18 protein-coding genes are annotated in these 20,019 nt (G+C 55.7%); 10 read left to right on the top strand and 8 right to left on the bottom strand.

All coding sequences use genetic code 11. The features are described 5' to 3' along the window. The first annotated feature begins 251 nt into the window (after positions 1–251). The gene (locus tag OB87_RS05030; RefSeq protein WP_033568342.1) at positions 252–464 is read left to right on the top strand and encodes a KTSC domain-containing protein; all 213 of its coding nucleotides are present in this window, start codon (positions 252–254) and stop codon (positions 462–464) included. 55 nt (positions 465–519) lie between these two features. On the opposite strand, the gene OB87_RS05025 is transcribed toward OB87_RS05030, so the two are convergent. After that, on the bottom strand, positions 520–1,605 hold the full coding sequence (locus tag OB87_RS05025; RefSeq protein WP_033568341.1) for an oxidoreductase: 1,086 nt from the start codon (positions 1,603–1,605) through the stop codon (positions 520–522). A gap of 254 nt (positions 1,606–1,859) precedes the next feature. On the opposite strand from OB87_RS05025, the gene OB87_RS05020 reads away from it, so the two are divergent. The 3 genes from OB87_RS05020 to OB87_RS05010 all read left to right on the top strand — a co-directional run bounded on the left by OB87_RS05020 (position 1,860) and on the right by OB87_RS05010 (position 5,744). Further along, the gene (locus OB87_RS05020; RefSeq protein ID WP_033568340.1) at positions 1,860–3,371 is read left to right on the top strand and encodes a sugar ABC transporter ATP-binding protein; all 1,512 of its coding nucleotides are present in this window, start codon (positions 1,860–1,862) and stop codon (positions 3,369–3,371) included. Between the two features lie 83 nt (positions 3,372–3,454). Beyond that, positions 3,455–4,375: an ABC transporter permease gene (locus OB87_RS05015; RefSeq protein WP_235425242.1), complete on the top strand. Its 921-nt coding sequence runs from the start codon at positions 3,455–3,457 to the stop codon at positions 4,373–4,375. A 181-nt stretch (positions 4,376–4,556) separates the two neighbouring features. Further along, a complete protein-coding gene (locus OB87_RS05010; RefSeq protein WP_033568338.1) occupies positions 4,557–5,744 on the top strand; it encodes a sugar transporter in 1,188 nt (395 codons plus the stop codon). Between the two features lie 98 nt (positions 5,745–5,842). Here the strand turns inward: OB87_RS05010 and OB87_RS05005 are convergent, their stop codons facing one another. Then, positions 5,843–7,330 carry an amino acid permease gene (locus OB87_RS05005; protein ID WP_033568337.1) on the bottom strand — a complete coding sequence of 496 codons (1,488 nt, stop codon included), beginning with the start codon at positions 7,328–7,330 and terminating at the stop codon, positions 5,843–5,845. 163 nt (positions 7,331–7,493) lie between these two features. Next, positions 7,494–8,372 carry a DNA-binding transcriptional regulator YeiE gene (gene yieE, locus OB87_RS05000; protein WP_033568336.1) on the bottom strand — a complete coding sequence of 293 codons (879 nt, stop codon included), beginning with the start codon at positions 8,370–8,372 and terminating at the stop codon, positions 7,494–7,496. Between the two features lie 107 nt (positions 8,373–8,479). Between yieE and OB87_RS04995 the strand changes: the two genes are divergently transcribed. Together OB87_RS04995 and nfo are read left to right on the top strand one after the other, a co-directional pair. Next, positions 8,480–9,562 (top strand): YeiH family protein, encoded by a 1,083-nt coding sequence (locus OB87_RS04995; protein ID WP_033568335.1) that lies wholly within the window; start codon positions 8,480–8,482, stop codon positions 9,560–9,562. A 94-nt stretch (positions 9,563–9,656) separates the two neighbouring features. Then, positions 9,657–10,514: a deoxyribonuclease IV gene (nfo, locus tag OB87_RS04990; protein WP_033568334.1), complete on the top strand. Its 858-nt coding sequence runs from the start codon at positions 9,657–9,659 to the stop codon at positions 10,512–10,514. Positions 10,515–10,564: 50 nt separating this feature from the next. On the opposite strand, the gene OB87_RS04985 is transcribed toward nfo, so the two are convergent. The 4 genes from OB87_RS04985 to fruB form a co-directional block, all read right to left on the bottom strand. Further along, the gene (locus OB87_RS04985) at positions 10,565–11,275 is read right to left on the bottom strand and encodes a hypothetical protein (RefSeq protein ID WP_033568333.1); all 711 of its coding nucleotides are present in this window, start codon (positions 11,273–11,275) and stop codon (positions 10,565–10,567) included. Between the two features lie 121 nt (positions 11,276–11,396). After that, on the bottom strand, positions 11,397–13,091 hold the full coding sequence (fruA, locus tag OB87_RS04980) for a PTS fructose transporter subunit IIBC (protein WP_033568332.1): 1,695 nt from the start codon (positions 13,089–13,091) through the stop codon (positions 11,397–11,399). Positions 13,092–13,107: 16 nt separating this feature from the next. Beyond that, on the bottom strand, positions 13,108–14,046 hold the full coding sequence (gene fruK, locus OB87_RS04975) for a 1-phosphofructokinase (RefSeq protein ID WP_033568331.1): 939 nt from the start codon (positions 14,044–14,046) through the stop codon (positions 13,108–13,110). Further along, positions 14,043–15,179, bottom strand: coding sequence for a fused PTS fructose transporter subunit IIA/HPr protein (gene fruB / locus OB87_RS04970; RefSeq protein WP_033568330.1), 1,137 nt, complete (start codon positions 15,177–15,179; stop codon positions 14,043–14,045). Before fruB ends, fruK begins: the two co-directional genes overlap by 4 nt. A 334-nt stretch (positions 15,180–15,513) precedes the next feature. Here fruB and OB87_RS04965 point away from each other — a divergent pair, with 334 nt between their 5' ends. After that, positions 15,514–16,695, top strand: a complete 1,182-nt coding sequence (locus OB87_RS04965) for a sugar efflux transporter (protein ID WP_033568329.1) — start codon at positions 15,514–15,516, stop codon at positions 16,693–16,695. Between the two features lie 5 nt (positions 16,696–16,700). Here OB87_RS04965 and OB87_RS04960 read toward each other — a convergent pair whose 3' ends face one another. Next, complete coding sequence (locus OB87_RS04960) at positions 16,701–16,955, bottom strand: YkgJ family cysteine cluster protein (protein WP_033568466.1); 255 nt, start codon at positions 16,953–16,955, stop codon at positions 16,701–16,703. A 189-nt stretch (positions 16,956–17,144) separates the two neighbouring features. Between OB87_RS04960 and yeiP the strand changes: the two genes are divergently transcribed. From yeiP to mepS, 3 genes are all read left to right on the top strand, one after another. Next, complete coding sequence (gene yeiP / locus OB87_RS04955) at positions 17,145–17,717, top strand: elongation factor P-like protein YeiP (protein ID WP_033568328.1); 573 nt, start codon at positions 17,145–17,147, stop codon at positions 17,715–17,717. Between the two features lie 72 nt (positions 17,718–17,789). Then, positions 17,790–18,767: a CobW family GTP-binding protein gene (locus tag OB87_RS04950; protein WP_033568327.1), complete on the top strand. Its 978-nt coding sequence runs from the start codon at positions 17,790–17,792 to the stop codon at positions 18,765–18,767. Positions 18,768–19,320: 553 nt separating this feature from the next. Continuing rightward, positions 19,321–19,896 (top strand): bifunctional murein DD-endopeptidase/murein LD-carboxypeptidase, encoded by a 576-nt coding sequence (gene mepS, locus OB87_RS04945; protein ID WP_033568326.1) that lies wholly within the window; start codon positions 19,321–19,323, stop codon positions 19,894–19,896. Positions 19,897–20,019 lie beyond the last annotated feature (123 nt).

Raw genomic sequence — 20,019 nt, 5'->3', positions numbered from 1 at the left:
TGCCGTTTTGTCTCTGGGCTGTGCTCTAAATCTTCACGTACTGCGTGTACGAACCAGGTTCTGCGTGCTGTTCCGAGCCCAAACTGGCTGCGCTAATTACACCTATTGGGATTAGGATCCAGGCTTTTCTTGTATGTTTTCGTCTGTTTTGTTTGACGATTTTTCGACCCTCTGGCGTCGACATTGACCAAAAAAAATACAGCAAGTAACATTGCCGTTACGCCGCAACTACCAACAGGGAGCAATTTGTTTTGCAACGCAAACGTGTATCTTCCACCGAGTTGTTTGCCGTAGGTTACGATTCGGAAACCAGCACATTAGAAGTAGAATTACTGAACGGTAGTTTGTATCAGTACAAAAACGTAGCACGAATGATTTATGAGGAGTTGATGGCCTCTAACGCCAAAGCGCGTTATTACGCACGTTACATCAGGAATTCCTTTCCGTATGACAAACTGCAATAACACAATCCTCAATGACGGGGCGGTTTAAAAACCGCCCCGTTGCTTTATCAGCCGTTTACCTTACCTGTTCCACGGTCTGGAACGCGGTCAGTAGCGTGTCAGCATCCAGCGGACCGGGCAGATAATGAATGGATTCGCCAGTCTGCAACGTCCGGGCGATAACCGCCTGCAATGCCGCTTCATCGCTAATGTCCACATCCAGCTCCGCCAGCGATACCGGCAGCCCGAAGACCCGAAACGCCGCTTTCAACTGGCGCAATGTATCGGTTTGCCCCAACAGCGCACACTGCACCAGAATGCCGTAGGCCACTTTGGTGCCATGCAGAAAATGCGCCGTCTGTGGCAATACCGTCAACCCGTTATGAACCGCATGTGCCGCCGCCACTCGGGTGTAACGCTCGCCCAAGCCCCCGACCATGCCGCCGCCAGCAATAATCGCGTCGACAACATCCAGAAAATCCTGGTTCAGCGTGGCGCTCTGCGCCGCCTTCAACGCGGATTCACTCTGATTCAGCAGCACGTCGCGGATATCCTGCGCGGTCTGCAAGCCCAGACGCACCGTCAGCGACAGGGTTTCCGGCTGAGGACTTAACACCACGGCTTCATACCATTTCGCCAGCGTATCGCCGATCCCCGCCAGCAGATATTCCACCGGTGCCGCCAGCAAAATACGCGGTTCCACCAAGACCAGATGGTTGGCATCGTTGAAAATCTCGAATCGCAGCGCTTGCCCAGCCTCGTTGTACCAGACCGAGAGCGGTGTCCAGGCGGCGCAGGTCGCGGCAATGGTCGGAATCGCCACCAGCGGCAAACCAAGACGACGCGCCACCACTTTGGCGGTATCCAGCACCGCACCGCCACCAATGCCAATCACCAGAGTGCGGTCATCCCCCGCCGCCGCCGTCAAGCGCGCAATTTCATTTTCGCTGCAATGTGCATCAAAACTGGCTGACCGGGCCGTTGGCGCAGAGAACGCCGTCGGCAAATACTCACGCGTCGCCGCCAGCGCACGCTCGCCATGTATCCAGAACGCACGCGACAGTATCTCGTCCGGATAAAACTCGTTCAGCTTGTCGATAGCCCCTGGGAAAGAAAAGTAGTTGGCCGGCCCCACCTGGACCCGAATATCAGTGGTACTCATTACGGATATCTTCCTGTCTGAATAAATTTTTTGTATTAATAACGCGCTGCTTAGCCTGAAACCCGGCGTAAAAAAACCATCTTTACGGATAAGCCGTTCCAGTCTTAATAACGTTTTTACTTAAGTTATGCCTTTTCATTTCTGCGCTGGGACGTCCGCAAGCCCATTCAGGCATTCCATTCTGCGGTTAATGTGATATTTTTCAACGTCGACCTCCCGTCATTATCGCTGTTAAGAACCCGTTGTTGTCAATTATGTCCATACAATCGCATTCGCGTCTGGAAATGCGCTACATTTCCATCTCTTTTGCCGGATTCCCGGCACTCAGACAGGTGAATTTCACGCTGGAAGGCGGATCTATCCACGCGCTGACCGGTGCTAACGGCGCGGGAAAATCCACGCTGATGGCGATTCTTTCTGGATCTTATGACCATTACAGTGGAGATATCCTGCTGGATGGCGAAAAAGTTGCAATTCATTCTCCCCGCGACGCCAAACGCCACGGTATTCATCTGGTTCAGCAGGAAGTCGACGCCGCCCTGGTCCCTACACTGTCGGTGGCGGAAAATATCATGCTGGACCAGCTGGCACAGCGTGGTCACGTGCTCAACTGGTCAGCGCTTTACCAACAGGCACAAGCCTTATTGACGCAACTGGGGGTCAGCATCAATGTCCGCCAGCGGCTGGAGCAGTGCACGCTGGCGGAAAAACAGCAAATCCTGCTGGCACGCGCGCTCTCCCACCGCTGCCGGTTTCTGATTCTTGACGAACCCACCGCCCCGCTCGACCAGGAAGAAAGCGCCCGGCTGTTCACCGTTGTGCGTCGTCTGCAACAGGAAGGCATCGGCATCGTTTTTATTTCGCACCGTATCCACGAGCTGAAAGCCATCTGCGATACCTTGACCGTGTTGCGCGATGGGCAATTTGTCAGCAGCGGCCCCATGCAAGGGCTGAGTGGCGGAGAAATTGTCGAGCGGATGTTGGGCCATCAGTTGAATGATATTTTCCCGCCTCGTCGCACGCTCACTGACGCAGAGACGTTATTACAGGTGGATGGCCTGCATGACGATACCCTGCTGCACAACATTTCGCTCCGGCTACGTAAAGGCGAGATTCTCGGTATCGCCGGTCTTGCTGGTGCGGGTAAGACCGAGCTGTGCAAGGCGCTGTTCGGGGCCGCCCGCAGCCGCATCGATTCCGGGCGCTATCAGGGGAAAGCCTGGCACCCGACGTCACCGGCCGACGCGGTCCAGCAAGGTATCGCGCTGGTGCCGGAAGAGCGACGCAAAGAAGGCATCTTTATTGACGAATCCGTCACCATGAATCTCAGCATCAGCGCCAGCGACAGCTTTTCCCGCTACGGCGTTTTCGGGCACGGTCAGGCACTGGCCTGGGCCCGCGAGCTGATCCAGCGGCTGACCATCCGCACCAGTGGGCCACAACAGCGGTTGCGCCGCCTGTCCGGCGGCAATCAACAAAAGGTGGCGATCGGTAAATGGCTGCGCAGTGACGTGCAGGTGCTGATTCTGGATGAGCCCACCAAAGGCGTGGATATCAAGGCCAAGCAGGATTTGTTTACGCTGATCGATTCGCTGGCGCAGCAAGGCAAAGGCGTGATTTACGCCTCCGGTGAGTTCTCCGAGCTGGTCGGCCTGTGCGACCGGATCTGTGTGCTGTGGGACGGGCGTATCGTCGCCGAACTGGACGGCACCGACGCCGACGAAGAGACATTGTTACTTTATTCAACCGGAGGAACTCCCGCGTGAGTCAGCCACTTGCATCCAACGACGCGCCCAACGGTGCGCTTCCTTTCCATCACCGCCTGTTTGACCTGTTCTACAAATGGGGGATGCTGATTACCGTCGTCGCGCTGATCGCCCTGTTCGGGCTGGCGTCGGACAATTTCCTGGATCCGAACAACATCATCAACATCCTGCGTTCTATCGCCATCGTCACGGTGATCGCGATAGCCGTTTCCATTTCACTGTCGGTCGGCGGTTTCGACCTGTCGGTCGGCTCCACCGCCTCGCTGGCGAACGCGCTGGTTATCTCACTGTTCGTCTGGCACGGGTTTGGCACCACCGGTGCGATTGTGTTGACACTGACGCTGTGTTTGCTGGTGGGGCTGTTCAATGCCTTTTTGATTGTGGTGTTGCGGATTCCCGACATGCTGGCAACGCTAGCCAGCCTGTTCGTGATTCAGGGCGTCGCCATGACCTACAGCTACGGCGGCTCCATCACCCAAAATATGCTGTTGCCGAGCGGCGAAATGGCGGAAGGCGTGATCCCCGAGGTGTTCGCCACGCTAGGACAGGTGCCGGTGATTGTGGTGATCATGCTGGTGGTGACGGTGCTGGTGCAGTTGTATATGTCGCTGACCAAGCACGGCCGCCGCATGTACGCGATTGGCGGTAATCCGGAAGCTGCCCGGCTGGCCGGGATTCGCACCGCTCGCTACCGCGTGCTGGCTTATCTGCTGTCGTCACTGCTGGCCGCGCTGGGCGGCATTCTGCTGGCGTCTCGTATCGGTTCTTCGCAGGTCAACGCGGGCGGGGGTTACCTGATGGACGCGGTGGCCGCCGCCTATATCGGTTTTTCGCTGGCGGGCTCCGGCAAACCCAATGCGCTGGGTACGCTGATCGGCGCGGTGATCCTCGGCGTGCTGCAAAACGGGCTGGTGATGCTGTCCGTGCCGTACTACGCCATGGATATCATCAAAGGTCTGGTACTGGCGCTGGCGCTGGCGATGACTTATTTCCAGAAACGCTGACGCCAGAAACACCGTCGCCCCCACCCACCGGCTCGCATCGGTGGGTGTTATTCCACCGTGTTAACATCCCCCGCTGCACACAAAAAAACTCCACGCATAAGTGTGATCTACATCGCATTGTCATCATCCATTGACTACAATAGGCCGTCCGCAATGTGCAATACCCGACTGGAACCTGACTATGACATCCGCTCCCTCCTCACGCTCCACCGCCTGGTTACGCGTGGTGACGCTGGCTGTAGCCGCGTTTATCTTCAACACCACGGAATTTATTCCGGTGGGGCTGCTGAGCGACATCGCCAACACCTTTACCATGAAAACCGAAGATGTCGGCCTGATGATTACTATTTATGCCTGGATCGTGGCGGTGGCTTCGCTGATCTGTATGTTGCTGACCAGCGGTATTGAACGTCGTAAATTGCTGATTGGCCTGTTTGGCCTGTTTATTGTCAGCCACCTGTTGTCTGCCGTGGCCTGGAACTTTACCGTGCTGGTGATTTCCCGTGCCGGGGTGGCGCTGGCGCACTCAGTATTCTGGTCGATTACCGCCTCGCTGGCGATTCGCATGGCGCCGCCCGGCAAACGCGCGCAGGCACTGGGGCTGATCGCCACCGGGTCGTCGCTGGCGATGGTGCTGGGGTTGCCGTTAGGGCGGGTGATTGGTCAGTATCTGGGTTGGCGCGTCACCTTCCTGACCATTGCCGCCGGTGCCACAGTCGCTATGATGATGCTGGCGCGCTTGCTGCCGTTGCTGCCAAGCGAACATTCCGGCTCGTTATCCAGCGTGCCTAAGCTGTTCCGCCGCCCGGCGCTGGTCGGCATCTACCTGCTGACCGTGGTGGTGGTGACCGCGCATTTCACCGCTTACAGCTACATCGAACCCTTTATCCAAACGGTGGCCCGTCTGCCGGAAAACTTCACCACCCTGATATTGCTGCTGTTCGGTTGCGCCGGGATCGTGGGCAGTATGCTCTACAGCCGTTACAGCGAACGTTTCCCGATTGGCTTTCTGGTGACCGCCATGTTGTTGTTGCTGGCCTGCCTGATACTACTGATGCCGCTGTCCGGTTATCCGTTCGGCCTGACGCTGTTGTGTCTGGTGTGGGGGCTGGCGATGATGTCCATCGGGCTGGCAATGCAGGCCAAAGTGCTGTCGCTCGCGCCTGACGCCAGTGATGTTGCCATGTCGATTTTCTCCGGCCTGTTCAACCTTGGTATCGGCGGCGGCGCGCTGCTGGGTAGCCAGGTCAGCCTGCATCTGGGGATGGATAAAATCGGTTATGTCGGCGCACCGCTGGTGCTGGTGGCACTGTTCGCCACCCTGCTCAGCGTTTACCGCCACGTGCGGCTGGTGCATTCCCGCGTTTGAGTGGCGTCGTTCTCGTTCATAAAACGCGTTATTAACCCGCACGCATAAAAAAAGCCAGTCGAAAAACCCGACTGGCTTTTTTGTTTCTTAATACATGATTACTGGTGTTCTGACGATGAATGCTCTGGGAACGTCATCTCGCTGTATTTCACCATCCGCGATCCTCTTACTACCCGGTAGCCAAGCCAGATAACCAGGAACAACGGAATACCGATGTAAGTCGCCGTCACCGCGTACCAGTCGATCTTGTCAGCCAGAAACGCCTGATAGTTCTGCCCCAGTGTAATAATCAGGCACAGGACGAAAGCGAAGATCGGGCCCAGCGGGAAGAAACCGGAACGGTACGGCAGCGAGCGCAAATCACGCCCCTGCATGACGTAACCACGGCGGAAACGGTAGTGGCTGATAGCAATCCCCAACCAGGCGATAAACCCGGTCATACCGGAGGTATTCAGCAGCCACAGGTACACCGTCTGGTTACCGAACATGGAAGACAGGAAGCACATCCCTGCCACTACCGTGGTGGCATAGAGCGCATTGCGCGGCACACCGCCTTTAGACAACCGGGCAAAACACGCGGGGGCTTTACCTTCCTGCGCCAGGGTAAACAGCATACGGGTAGACGCGTACATGCCGGAATTCCCTGCTGACAACACCGCCGTCAGGATCACCGCATTCATCACCGCCGCTGCCGACAACAGGCCCGCGTTCTCGAACACCAACGTGAACGGGCTAACGCTGATATCTTTCACATCATTGCGCAGCAGGTTCGGATCGGTGTAAGGAACCAGCAGGCTGATGATCAGGATGGCAAAAATATAGAACAGCAGAATACGCCAGAACACCTGACGAACCGCACGCGGAATGTTGGTCTGCGGGTCTTTTGATTCTCCCGCCGCTACGCCAATCAGCTCGGTGCCCTGGAACGAGAAGCCGACAATCATCGCCACGCCGATCATGGCGGAAAAACCACCGGCGAACGGCGCATCACCAATCTGCCAGTTGTGCCAGCCCGCGTGCTCGCCACCGCGCAGAATACCGGTGATCATCAGCAGCCCAACCCCAATAAACAGAATGACGGTGGTCACTTTAATCAGCGAGAACCAGTACTCCGCTTCGCCAAACCCTTTGACGGAGATGTAATTCAGTAAAAACATCAGCGACAGGAATAGCGCACTCCACACCCAGCCGGGCACCGACGGGAACCAGTATCCCATCACCAGTTGCGCTGCCACCAGGTCAACCGCGATGGTCACCGCCCAGTTGTACCAGTAGTTCCAGCCCAGCGCGAAGCCAAACCCCTCCTCCACATAGCGCGCGCCATAGGTGGAGAACGAGCCGGAAACCGGCATGAATGCCGCCAGCTCGCCAAGGCTGGTCATCAGGAAATAGACCATCAGGCCGATCAGCGCATAGGACAGCAGCGCACCGCCGGGGCCGGCTTGCGACACCGTCGCGCCAGACGCGACAAACAATCCGGTGCCGATCGAGCCGCCGATGGCGATCATCGTCAAATGCCGCGCTTTCAACTCACGGCGCAGTGTGGTTCCCCGCTGTTCGGCGGAGTGAGTGTCATGTTGAGCCATTACAATCCATGCCCTTGAAAATTTGAGGGCGGATTGTAGGCAATCCGCTACCCGCTGAATAGCGCACCGCGCGGATTATAAGAGAGCTTCATAACTCACCCGGTATCATAAGAAATCCCTCTGACTTGATACCCGGTTCGTTACATCGGTGTTGCCAGTCTGTTTAGATACCGTCATCACCCTGACAGTACCCCAGGAAGCATTGCAACACGCCGGATAAATGTTTCTGACGGTGATGCACCAGATACAGTGTGCGATTTAGCGGCGGCAACGGAACCGGCAGTTCCACCAGCGTGCCAGCCTCAAGCTGGTCAGCAATCACATGGCGCGACAGACAGCTGATGCCAATACCGTGCCGCACCGCGTGCTTGATCGCCTCCGAATTGCCCAACTCCATCACCAGCCGGAAATGCGGCAGGCGCGCCAACAGCAGGTGGTCCAGCACTTCGCGCGTTCCCGAGCCGTGCTCACGCAGGATCCAGGGGGCATCCGCCAGCATATGCAACGTAAATTCATGATGAATCATCGGGTTGCCTGGCGCACAAAACACCACCAGCTCATCTTCCCGCCAGGGCTGGGTAATCAGGTCGGGATGGTGGCACGGCCCTTCAATCAACCCCAGATCGACCCGAAATTCGGAAACGGCATTGACCACATCCTGCGTATTGCCCACGTACAGCTCCAGCGGAATGGCCGGAAAATCCTGACGGTAACGAGCGATCATCGCGGGCATCAAATAATTGCCGATGGTACTACTGGCATAAATACGCAGCGCGCCATTATCGCGCCGGAACAGTTGCTCGATTTCCGCCGACTGCTCCAGCAACGCCAACGCTTTAGGATACAACAGGCGGCCGTGTTCATTGACTACCAGCCGTTTGCCAACACGGTCAAACAGTTGTACCCCCAACTGACTTTCAAGATCAGCCAGCGCCGCGCTGACAGCCGACTGTGACAGCGACAACACCACCGATGCCTGCGTTGTTGAACCACTTTTCAGGACTTCGGTAAACACTTCCAGTTGACGTAACGTAATATGCATAGGGGCTCTTATCGTAAATATCTATAGGTTATAAATATATAATCAATTTCTATTTTAAGTCTGCTGATCATAGGCTGTGCCCTCAACCTCTATCACCCAGAGTGGGTATGACTATGTTTTCATTTGCTTCCAGGGCACAACGTTTTTCTCCCTTATCCGCCATCGGCCACCTGTTGACCGGCATCATCCTGACCGGTCTGCTGGCACGAGGCGTGCTAGGGTTATCCGGCCAGCCAGCCATAGCGGGATTGGGGCTGGGTTCCCTGACGCTGGCCATACTGGTTGGGATGATACTGGGCAATACGGTCTATGCGCATCTGCAACCCTGGTGCGAAACTGGCGTTCAGTGGTCCCGGCATCACCTGCTGCGCTGGGGCATCATCCTGTACGGTTTTAAACTCAGCTTTCAGCAACTCACCGCCATCGGTGCCACCGGTCTGGTGATCGACCTGCTGACGCTCTCCTCAACCCTGCTGCTCGCCTGCTGGCTGGGACAACGCTGGTTCCGGCTGGATAAACACACGGTGTTGCTGATCGGCGCTGGCAGCAGCATTTGCGGTGCCGCAGCCGTGCTGGCTACCGCACCGGTACTGAAAAGCAGCGCTGACAAAGTGGCGGTGGCAGTATCAACGGTGGTGCTGTTCGGCACCACCGCCATGTTTCTTTACCCGTGGCTGTATCAGCATTTTATCCAGTATAGCGGCTGGTTATTTACCCCGCAGACTTTCGGACTCTACCTCGGCTCAACGGTACATGAAGTCGCGCAGGTGGTGGCCGCCGGTCACGCCATTGCGCCGGTGACCGAGAACACCGCGGTTATCGGCAAGATGCTGCGTGTGATGATGCTGGCACCGTTTCTGTTCCTTCTCGGCCTGTGGGTGAAACAGCATCAACCCACGCAGCAGGCCACGGCATCCGTTACCGCTGGTTATCCGTGGTTCGCCCTGGGTTTTATACTGATGTGCGGGGTGAATTCGCTGAACGTACTACCAGCAAGCTGGGTCGCCATGTTGACGCAACTGGATAATGCGTTGTTGACCATGGCGATGGTGGCACTGGGTCTGGCTACGCGCATGAGCACATTGCGACAGGCCGGTATCAAGCCATTGCTGCTGGCCGCGGTTTTATTTATCTGGCTGGTGATCGGCGGCGCGGCCATCAACCTTGGAGTGCAACATCTTTTCGCCTGAGCGAAACAACATGACTGAAACAACAGGAGTGAAACAAACCTACAGCCAGTCAGGCTGTAATGTCATAATGCGCGGGCATAAAAAGGAGAAAAGCATGAAATATGTCGGAGCCCACGTCAGCGCCTCGGGCGGCGTGGACCAAGCGGTTGCCCGCGCCCATGACATCGGTGCCACCGCATTTGCGCTGTTTACCAAAAATCAGCGCCAGTGGCAGGCACCGCCGTTAGCGGCAGATGTCATCGATCGTTTCCAGGCCGCCTGCGCACAGTATCGGTTCACCCCGGCGCAGATTCTGCCGCACGACAGTTACCTGATCAATCTGGGGCACCCGGACGACGACGCGTTGCAGAAATCCCAGACGGCGTTTATCGACGAAATGTCACGCTGTCAGCAACTGGGGCTCACACTGCTGAATTTCCATCCCGGCAGTCACCTGCGTCAGATCGACGAAAGTGCCTGTCTGAGCCGCATCGCCCAGTCGATTAATCTGGCGCTGGAGGCCACCCGCGGCGTGACTGCAGTGATCGAAAACACCGCCGGTCAGGGCAGCAACCTGGGATTTCGATTTGAACATCTGGCAGAAATTATTGATCAGGTGGAAGACAAAAGTCGGGTCGGCGTTTGCATCGATACCTGCCACGCTTTTGCGGGCGGCTATGACCTGCGTACCGAAGCGGATTGCGAGCGTACATTCGCCGAGCTAGAGCGACTGGTCGGTTTCCGCTATTTGCGCGGTATGCACCTGAATGACGCGAAAAGCGAATTCAACAGCCGGGTTGACCGTCACCACAGCCTGGGGGAAGGCAATATCGGTAAAACCGTGTTCAGCTATATTATGCGCGACCCACGCTTTGACGGTATTCCACTGATTCTGGAAACCATCAACCCAGATATCTGGGCGCAGGAAATCGCCTGGCTGAAATCACAGCAATCGTCTGCCGACATCGCCTGAACCCTCACGTCGCGGCCTGTTTTTAGGCCGCCTAACCGCTCTAATTCCACCTACTCGACTTCCTGCCGCCGCAATTGTACTGCCCGCTGGAATATCTTGTCCGATACCGTGCGCGGTTTATGCCCCTGGCCGCTGGGTTGCACCACACACTGAAAGGCATCGCGCAGTTGCATCGGCTTGCTGTGCGTATCACGCCCAATCGCGTATTTATCGTGGAAGGGAGAAATCGCCAGCGCCAGATTCTCGATAATCGTATCGCGATCGGCGAATGCACTCTTTTTTAGCGACAGCATCTGATTGATGATGGCGCAGTCAATCAACGTGCCGGTAAGCCATTCGGTTTCTGACGCATATCCGGCGCACCAGCGCAGATGATTACCGCTGGTGAACGTTTCTATCAAGTCGGTATGGGCACCCACGAAGCACGCGCCGAGTAACAGCCCGGTAATATTGAAATGGTGGGACAATTTACCAATCGGTACGAGAACATCCCGAATATGTGTACCGCCAAGCTTTTTTCCCTGACCGTGGGCGGCGACATAAATAATAATGTTCTTGAACGGGATCTTGCACAGGCAATGCAGCGCAGTGTGAAAACTCGTCTTATCGTAGAAATTCGCGTAATACACCTCGGTATCACCGGCGATTTTGGCAATGCCTTCAATAAATGGTACAACGGATGAACGGTTAGCATCGTGCTCATCCAGCTCCCAGGGTGATTCCAGCACCAAAATTCCACGACTGGCATGATGACGCGGCATACGGCTCTCCTTATTCCCTTTACTGCACGGCAAAATCATACCGCTATTACCCGACGCGGCGGAAAAAACATAAAAAAAACGCCAGTCGCAAGACTGGCGTTGGTCATCAGGTTAACAGCAATCAGGCTTTAGCCAATTGCTCTTCCGGACGTTTCAGCACCGCGTACAGCACGCCAGCCACTACCGTACCGGCAATGATGGAGAGCAGATAACCCAGTACCGGTGTAATCGCACCCGGAATCAGCAGCACAAACAGACCACCATGCGGTGCCATCAGCTTCGCGCCAATCGCCATGGAGATCGCGCCAGTCAGCGCGCCGCCCAGGATACAGCACGGCAGCACACGCATCGGGTCACGAGCAGCATAAGGAATGGCCCCTTCGGAGATGAAGCACAGCCCCAGCACCACCGCCGCTTTACCACCTTCACGTTCGTTGGCAGTGAATTTCTTCGCGGCGATAAAGGTCGCCAGACCCATCGCCAACGGCGGCACCATACCGGCAGCCATAACAGCGGCCATCGGCGCATACACCTGGCTACTCAGCAGCGTCGTGCCGAATACATAGGCCACCTTGTTCACCGGGCCACCCATGTCGGTACACATCATGCCACCCAGAATCGCGCCCAGGATAACCGCATTGGCGGTGCCCATGGACTGCAACCAGCCGGTCAGACCGGTCAGGATTTTCGCCACTGGCGTGCCCACCACATAAATCATGATCAAACCGGTGATCAACGTAGCGACTAGCGGGATAATCAGTATCGGTTTCAGCGCCGACATACTTTGCGGCAGCGTCACATGATTACTGATAGCACGCGCCAGATAACCGGCCAGGAAACCAGCGATAATCCCCCCGAGGAAACCTGCACCGGTGCTAACAGCCAGCATACCGCCGACCAGACCTGGCGTCAGACCGGGACGGTCAGCAATCGAGAACGCGATATAACCGGCCAGAATCGGCACCATCAGGGCAAAGGCCGAACCACCACCGATTTTCATCAGCGCAGCAGCCAGCGTCCCCTCTTCTTTGAACGCGGTAATACCGAACACGAACGACAAGGCGATACACAAACCACCGGCCACCACCATCGGCAGCATGTAGGACACGCCGGTCAGCAGGTGACGATACGGACCTGCGCCGCCTTTCTTGGCGGACTCGCCACCGGCCGCTGCACCGCTTTGCGCAGACGGCTGGAACACTGTGGCTTCGGACAGCGCTTTGTCAAACTCCTGCGCGGTCTTCTTCAGTGCCAGACCGGTGGAGGTGCGATACATCTTTTTGCCCGCAAACTTGCCGAGATCAACTTCGATGTCCGCCGCGACAATCACCAGATCAGCCTGTTCCACTTCTTCCGGGCTTATCGGGTTGCCAGCGCCCACGGAACCGCGGGTTTCCACTTTCACCCACCAGCCGCGTTTTTTCGCTTCGCTTTCAATCGCTTCTGCCGCCATGAAGGTATGCGCTACCCCGGTTGGGCAGGCGGTCACCGCCACGATGCGCTTAGCCGCAGCCGGGGCCGCAGCCGTTGCCACAGCGGCAGCAGGTGCCTGATACGGCTGAGCTTGCGCTTTAGCCTGTTCCAGAAACACCGCCGGTTGGCTCAACGCCAGTTCACTATCCCCGGCGAACACTTTCTTGCCATTCAGACCACTGTCTGCCTGTACGGGTGCGCCCAGCACAATGGCCAGCTCCGCATCGGCAAACTGCTCAGTGAGGGTAAGTCCTGCGTTAGCAGCAGCAGCACCAAGCAAATTTTTCACCAGACGGCTTTTCGCCAGTCCCAGTGATTTATCAAGTATCAGCAGCGTTTTCATTGTTTATCTCCTGCTGTCAGTTAAATGGTTTTAGATCGACACGCGCCATCATCGCAGCCAGCTGCGGACGATCGCTAATGCCTACGTTGCTCTGACTGACGGCCAATGCTGCCACCGCAGTAGCCAGGCGCAACGTGTGTTCACTGGACTCACGCATCAATAAGCCATATATCAATCCCCCCACCATGGAGTCACCCGCACCTACTGTACTGATCACTTCACAGGCCGGTGGTTTCGCTAACCACGCACCGGACGCATTAACCCACAGCGCACCTTCCGCTCCCAGCGAAATCACGACATGGGCAATACCCTGTTCACGCAGCGCGTGCGCCGCATCCACCACATCCGCCAGCGTGGGCAACTTACGTCCAGCCCAAATTTCCAGTTCCCGGCGGTTAGGTTTCACCAGCCACGGCGAGGCTTTCAAACCTGCCACCAGCGCTTCGCGGCTGCTGTCAAAAATAATACACGGACACTGACTGCGCAGACGCGACATCCAGTCGGTAAACGCATCCGGGTCAACACCACTCGGCAGACTGCCGCTAACGGCAACCATGTCAAACTGCCCCAGCCAGCTCAGCGAATCGTTGACGAAACGCTGCCAGTCCTGCTGTGTTACCTCAAAACCGGAGAAATTCAGGTCGGTCACATCACCATTTTGTTCGGTGAGTTTGACATTAATGCGAGTACGCCCCGGCACCACCTGGAAACGGTTAGCAATGCCCAGTTCACTGAACAGTTGCTGGAAACCATCCTGATTGTCTTTACCCAGAAAGCCACCCACGGTGACATCAATCCCAAGATCTTTCAGTACCTTGGCGACATTAATGCCTTTACCTGCGGCATGTAGGCCAGTGGTCTGAACCAGATTGACTTCGCCGCGTTCAATTTCCGGGGTGTACCCAACTAAATCATAGGCGGGATTCAGGGTGATGGTGGCAACGCGCCTGCTCATGCTGCACCCTCCCCAAGGCCGGACTGAATGGCATCGCCAATGGCTTTCAGCGCTACTTCAGCATCGCTGCCGTTAGCGGTAAAGCGCAGGCGGTGACCGCTCTTGACGCCCAGCGCCACCACTTTCATCAGGCTGCGGCCATTGGCCGGTTTGCCGGTGCCGTCGAGGTTTGCCACAGTGATCTCGCTGGAGAACTGCTTGATGACGTTAACCAGCATCGCGCCCGGACGCGCATGTAGCCCGTGCTCGTTGCGGATGGTAAATTCCGCCGTCAGCGCATTGCTCTCTTCTTCCTCTTCTTCGCTGGTCAGCAGCGCCAGTAAGGTAGCTTCGTCGGCGGACAACAGACTGTCGGCCTTACCGGCGATCAGCAGCTTGCTGAGATAATCCAGCGATGCGAATACCTGCTCATCAGCGGCCGAAACTGTCAGCAACAGTGCTACGCTTTCGCCATCCACCGTGAACGGTGCCGCCGGGCGGCTCACCGCCAGCGCACTGACCAGATTGCCGTTCAGGCTGTCGTTCAGCCAGACACCTTGCCCCAAATGTACCGGCTTGTTGCCGACCACATGGCTGACAAAGCTGGCATCGACCGCACCAATCTGTTGCAGACGACCGGCGTTCAGCGCTTGCAGCGTCATCAGGTTATCGGTCGCCACGTTCAGGCTAATCAGCGAGGTGTCAAAACGGAATGCTCCCGCCAGTTGCTCACCCATCAAGAGCCCACGCAGTTCATCGGCTGACGTGGTGCTGGCCAGACGGGCCGCGACGCGATCATCGCTCAGCACATGGGTCAATTGACGCAACAGCGCCAGATGTTCATCAGAACGGGCGGCAATCCCCAGCACCACATACGCGGTCTGGTCTTCGCCCCACGCGATCCCTTGCGGGAACTGGAACACCTGAACACCGGTTTTCTGCACCAGATCGCGCGTATCGGTGGTGCCGTGCGGAATGGCAATACCGCTGCCAAGATAAGTAGAGGTCTGCTGTTCGCGCTGAAGCATCCCCTCGACATAGCCCTCGCTCACACAACCGGCTTCGGTCAGTGCGGCAGCCACCTGACGGATGGCTTCCTCTTTACTGTCGGCGGAAGCACCTAAATGAATATCGTGCTGTGACAACTGAAACATAATGCTCCTCTCTTGCTGAAGTTGAATCGTTTCAGCTATTATGAGAAATAATTTGCTGACTCTCTCAGGGTAGTTTCAGCAAACCTCGCTGAAACGTTTCAAAAATTCTGCGTTTTTCACTATGTGTATGCAAGCATTCTGCATAGATAAAATGACAGATCTTAGAGGTCACGCACATTTTCATCACGAAACATCAGGTTCTGTAACACTTTGACACAGCGATGCTGAATGGCTGCTGAAGAAAAAAAATTGAAACGGACTTTCGTTTCTATTTCATCAGCGTAAGATAGCGCGTTCAGTTTCCTTCCTGCTTCTTTTTTAACCTGAATTCAGCATGACAATGTCTTCTGCCCGCACGGCCCGGCGCCTGCCCGACCTGACGTCTTCGGCGTTTCTGGTCATCGCTTTTCTGACTGGGATTGCCGGTGCGTTGCAGCTCCCCACGCTCAGCCTGTTTTTATCAACCGAAGTACAGGCGCGTCCCTTCATGGTCGGGCTGTTTTATACCGGCAGCGCGGTGATCGGCATCGTCGTCAGCCAGATTTTGGCAACCTATTCCGATCGTCAGGGTGATCGCAAGACACTGATATTGCAGTGCTGCCTGTTGGGTGCGCTGTCTTGTCTGCTGTATGCCTGGAATCGCAACTATTTTGTTCTGCTGTTTATCGGCGTACTGCTGTCGAGTTTTGGCTCTACCGCCAATCCCCAACTGTTTGCGCTGGCACGGGAACACGCCGACCGCACCGGTCGCGGTGCGGCTATGTTCAGTTCGGTGATGCGGGCACAGATTTCGCTGTCCTGGGTCATCGGGCCGCCGGTCGCCTTCGCGTTGGCATTAGGTTTTGGTTTCCCGACGATGTATCTGACAGCGGCGATAGTATTCGTACTGTGCGGGTTGCTGGTGTGGCTGCTGTTGCCGTCGATGCCTAAAACCGGGGTTAAATCCGCTGCGACGCTAGAGTCGCCCCGCCAGAACCGACGCGACACGCTGTTGCTGTTTACCGCCTGTACCTTGATGTGGACCTGTAACGGCATCTATCTGATCAATATGCCGTTGTATCTGGTCAATGAATTACAGTTACCAGAAAAGCTGGCCGGGGTCATGATGGGCACCGCCGCCGGTCTGGAAATTCCGGTAATGTTGTTGGCCGGTTACCTCACCAGCCGGTTAGGTAAGCGTCTGCTGATGCGTCTAGCGGTAATAGCTGGGCTGATTTTTTATGCCGGGCTGACGCTGCTGAACGGTTCGTGGGCATTGCTAGCGTTGCAACTGCTAAACGCCATTTTCATCGGTATTCTGGCCGGGATGGGAATGCTGTATTTTCAGGACCTGATGCCAGGTCAGGCGGGTGCGGCCACCACGCTGTTCACCAATACCACACGGGTTGGCTGGATCATCTCCGGTTCACTGGCGGGCATCGTGGCTGAAGTCTGGAGCTACCATGCGGGATTTGTCATCGCCATCGTCATGCTGGCCGGTGCAGCCGTCTGTATGTGGCGCATCCGCGACGCCTGATGTCGTCAGGGCGCGGTAGCCTCTTCCAGTTGAATAAGGTACAGCATTGCTTCATCGCGATGATTGCCGCACATGTCGTGGCTGGGTTGCAGGCCGCGGCACACCGCCGGGCGCAACGGCGAATGAAACAGGCCACAGCGCATACGTTCATCCAGATGAATGCACGGTGTATTGGCAGGCTTGCCTTGTGGCATACCAGGAATCGGGCTGGAGATAGACGGCGCGGTACAGCAGGCACCGCAATCAGAACGACACTCCATCAACATAACCTCCGGGGGATTCCCGTTGTGCTTTCAGGCCGCAGAGCCTAACAGGCTGTCAGCCGCAAGACCACTATTTCCCGTGCGTTGGTTTGGTATCTGGCTGCCACAAATCCCACTTGCCTGAACCCATCCTGACGGGTAACGTGTCGCCACAAAAATTTCTCTTCTTTATTTAAGGTATGTTTCATGGCAAGAGCAAATGAGATCAAACGCGGCATGGCCGTTAATTACAACGGTAAGCTGCTGCTGGTAAAAGATATCGACATCCAAAGCCCCAGCGCCCGCGGTGCCAGTACGCTGTACAAAATGCGTTTCTCCGATGTCCGTACCGGTCTGAAAGTGGAAGAGCGCTTTAAAGGTGATGACATTCTGGACACCATCACCCTGACCCGTCGCTCCGTGACCTTCTCTTATATTGATGGCGACGAGTACATCTTTATGGATGAGGAAGACTATACCCCGTATACCTTCAAGAAAGAGCAGATCGAAGATGAACTGCTGTTTATTCCAGAAGGTGGTATGCCGGGTATTCAGGTATTAACCATGGACGGACAGTTGCTGGCGCTGGAACTGCCGCAAACGGTCGATCTGGAAATCGTGGATACCGCGCCAGGCATCAAAGGTGCCTCCGCCAGCGCCCGTAACAAACCGGCCACGCTGACCACGGGTTTGGTGATTCAGGTGCCGGAATACCTGAGCGCGGGCGAGAAAATCCGTATTCATATCGCCGAACGCCGTTACATGGGTCGTGCGGACTAACCCTCGTCGGTGATACTCTGCGCCTGGCACGCTCCTGCCAGGTGCATCCCAGCAGACTTAAGGAGGCCTCCTGTGTTGACCAAAGTAAACCTGATCACCGGCTTTCTCGGTAGCGGTAAAACCACCACCATCAGGCATCTACTCTCCTGCAAGCCCGAAGACGAAACCTGGGCGGTGCTGGTCAATGAGTTCGGCGAAATCGGTATCGATGGCGCATTGCTGAGCGATACCGGCGCTCTGCTCAAAGAGATCCCCGGCGGTTGTATGTGTTGTGTCAATGGCTTGCCAATGCAAGTCGGGCTCAATATGTTGCTGCAAAAAAAGCCCCATCGCTTACTGATCGAACCGACTGGCCTTGGTCACCCGAAACAGATTCTGAACTTGCTGACCGCCGAAGCCTACCAACCCTGGCTCCAGTTGCAGGCGACATTGTGCCTGCTGGATGCGCGTCAGCTTAGTGACAACCGATGCCTGGAAAATGAAAACTTCCGCGATCAGTTGGCAGCGGCGGATGTCATTGTCGCTAATAAGGAAGATACCTGGCAGGACAACGACCGTGAAACACTGATGGCGTGGTATCAGCAACAGGGGCAGGATCGTCGCCTGATCACGGTAGCCCAGGGGCAGTTGGATACCACGGTGCTGGACCTGCCGCGGGAAAACCACAATGCACTGCCGGATGCCCGCCACCATCACCATACCACCACCGCTAAAGCTGGGCTGGCGTCACTAAAACTGACCGGTCGGGAAAGTTGGCGGCGAGCATTGAATCAGGGTCAGGGTTATTATGCCTGCGGCTGGATTTTCGATGGAGATACCCAATTCAACACCGCCAGTCTGCTTGACTGGGTGCGTCTGGCACCGGTAAGCCGCGTTAAAGGTGTGATGCGTATTCCGGAAGGCACATTGGTGATTAACCGCCAGGGATTCGACCTGCGCATTGAAACACAATCGGCCCCACCACCGGACAGCCGCATCGAAATCATTAATGAATCTGAAGCGGAATGGAACACGCTGCAAAAGCAGCTGTTAAACTCCCGTTTAATATAAGCGGTGTAAGTTACGCGCCTGGACAAATTTGACAGTGAGTCAGGAAGTATGTCAAAGGCCTGTGGCGCCCTGATTAACCGTATTGACCGCGTGCTACCCGGCCGCAAATTGCTCAGTCAGCAAGTCTGACAAGCGTTGACCACAGCACAGGATGAGCCGTCTCGCTGTGGTCAACCCTCCCCACCTATTCATTTTTTTAGTTATCTGGCGCAGGTTTTCTTGTCCCTGTCGTCCACCACAGAGTTTTATAGGGCTGGCGTGAAAGATTTCATCACGAAATCATATAAACAAAAGAGACAAAAAAACTCGCAATCTGATATTCGTTAAGGTATGGTCACCGAGGTCCGTAATTTATGGGCAGACATCCGGCCAGTTAAATCACTGTTGCCACACCAATAATAATGTGCGTTGTGGCACAATTTGGTTAACGGATAATTGTCCCATTAAAAGTAGTGCTTTAGTCTGACACTCGTTTTGTTTGGCATAGATACATCGTTCATAAACACAGCGATAGCGATTGAATCGTTAAGGACATCAAGGGAACATAACAACAATGGTCAAATCTCAACCGACTCTGAGATATATCTGGCGGGCCTTGCCTGCCGTGGCGGTAGCGGTGATGCTTTCCGCCTGTACCAGCAATACTGCAAGCGTTAATAATCAAACTGATAGGCGTGTAGTTAACGGTGGTGACCCTTCACTACAAGCCTCTCAGAATGAATTCGAAGCGATGGTTCGCAACGTGGAGGTCAAATCCAAGTTGCTTGAACAATACGCCAGTTGGAAAGGTGTACGTTATCGTCTCGGCGGCGACAGCCGGAAGGGTATTGATTGCTCCAGTTTCGTTCAGCGTACCTTCCGTGAACAATTCGGTATGGATTTGCCTCGCTCCAGCTACGAACAGCAGGACATTGGGGTTCAAATTCAGCGCAATAAGCTGCGCCCAGGTGACCTGGTTGTGTTCCATGCTGGCTCTACTGGCCGCCATATGGGCATTTACATTGGTAACCAGCAGTTCGTTCATGCGTCTACCAGCATTGGCGTGACCATCTCCAGTATGGATGATAATTACTGGAAACCCCGTTACCGCGAAGCGCGGCGGGTGCTGAAGCAGGATTCGCACAGCTGATTTTCTTTTCCTTTGATGTTGCCTAAACAAATTCAAAACGCCGCTCGTCAGACAGCGGCGTTTTTTATTGCGCCATTTGCCTTTCCAGTAACAACGTGGAGAGATTAAACAGTAGGTTTGACA

The sequence above is a fragment of the Dickeya undicola genome, from assembly GCF_000784735.1.
GTDB lineage: Bacteria > Pseudomonadota > Gammaproteobacteria > Enterobacterales > Enterobacteriaceae > Dickeya > Dickeya undicola.
Note: the sequence above shows the minus strand (reverse complement) of the source record. Positions and strands in the feature narration are given on the sequence as shown.

Coding starts and splice junctions, on each gene's coding strand:
- OB87_RS05010 (WP_033568338.1), top strand. CDS start 4,557: ATGACATCCGCTCCCTCCTCACGCTCCACCGCCTGGTTACGCGTGGTG.
- OB87_RS05020 (WP_033568340.1), top strand. CDS start 1,860: ATGTCCATACAATCGCATTCGCGTCTGGAAATGCGCTACATTTCCATC.
- mepS (WP_033568326.1), top strand. CDS start 19,321: ATGGTCAAATCTCAACCGACTCTGAGATATATCTGGCGGGCCTTGCCT.
- OB87_RS04985 (WP_033568333.1), bottom strand. CDS start 11,275: ATGCCGCGTCATCATGCCAGTCGTGGAATTTTGGTGCTGGAATCACCC.
- yeiP (WP_033568328.1), top strand. CDS start 17,145: ATGGCAAGAGCAAATGAGATCAAACGCGGCATGGCCGTTAATTACAAC.
- fruK (WP_033568331.1), bottom strand. CDS start 14,046: ATGAGCAGGCGCGTTGCCACCATCACCCTGAATCCCGCCTATGATTTA.
- fruA (WP_033568332.1), bottom strand. CDS start 13,091: ATGAAAACGCTGCTGATACTTGATAAATCACTGGGACTGGCGAAAAGC.
- OB87_RS04995 (WP_033568335.1), top strand. CDS start 8,480: ATGACTATGTTTTCATTTGCTTCCAGGGCACAACGTTTTTCTCCCTTA.
- yieE (WP_033568336.1), bottom strand. CDS start 8,372: ATGCATATTACGTTACGTCAACTGGAAGTGTTTACCGAAGTCCTGAAA.
- OB87_RS05025 (WP_033568341.1), bottom strand. CDS start 1,605: ATGAGTACCACTGATATTCGGGTCCAGGTGGGGCCGGCCAACTACTTT.
- OB87_RS04965 (WP_033568329.1), top strand. CDS start 15,514: ATGACAATGTCTTCTGCCCGCACGGCCCGGCGCCTGCCCGACCTGACG.
- fruB (WP_033568330.1), bottom strand. CDS start 15,179: ATGTTTCAGTTGTCACAGCACGATATTCATTTAGGTGCTTCCGCCGAC.
- OB87_RS04960 (WP_033568466.1), bottom strand. CDS start 16,955: ATGGAGTGTCGTTCTGATTGCGGTGCCTGCTGTACCGCGCCGTCTATC.
- nfo (WP_033568334.1), top strand. CDS start 9,657: ATGAAATATGTCGGAGCCCACGTCAGCGCCTCGGGCGGCGTGGACCAA.
- OB87_RS05005 (WP_033568337.1), bottom strand. CDS start 7,330: ATGGCTCAACATGACACTCACTCCGCCGAACAGCGGGGAACCACACTG.
- OB87_RS05015 (WP_235425242.1), top strand. CDS start 3,455: ATGCTGATTACCGTCGTCGCGCTGATCGCCCTGTTCGGGCTGGCGTCG.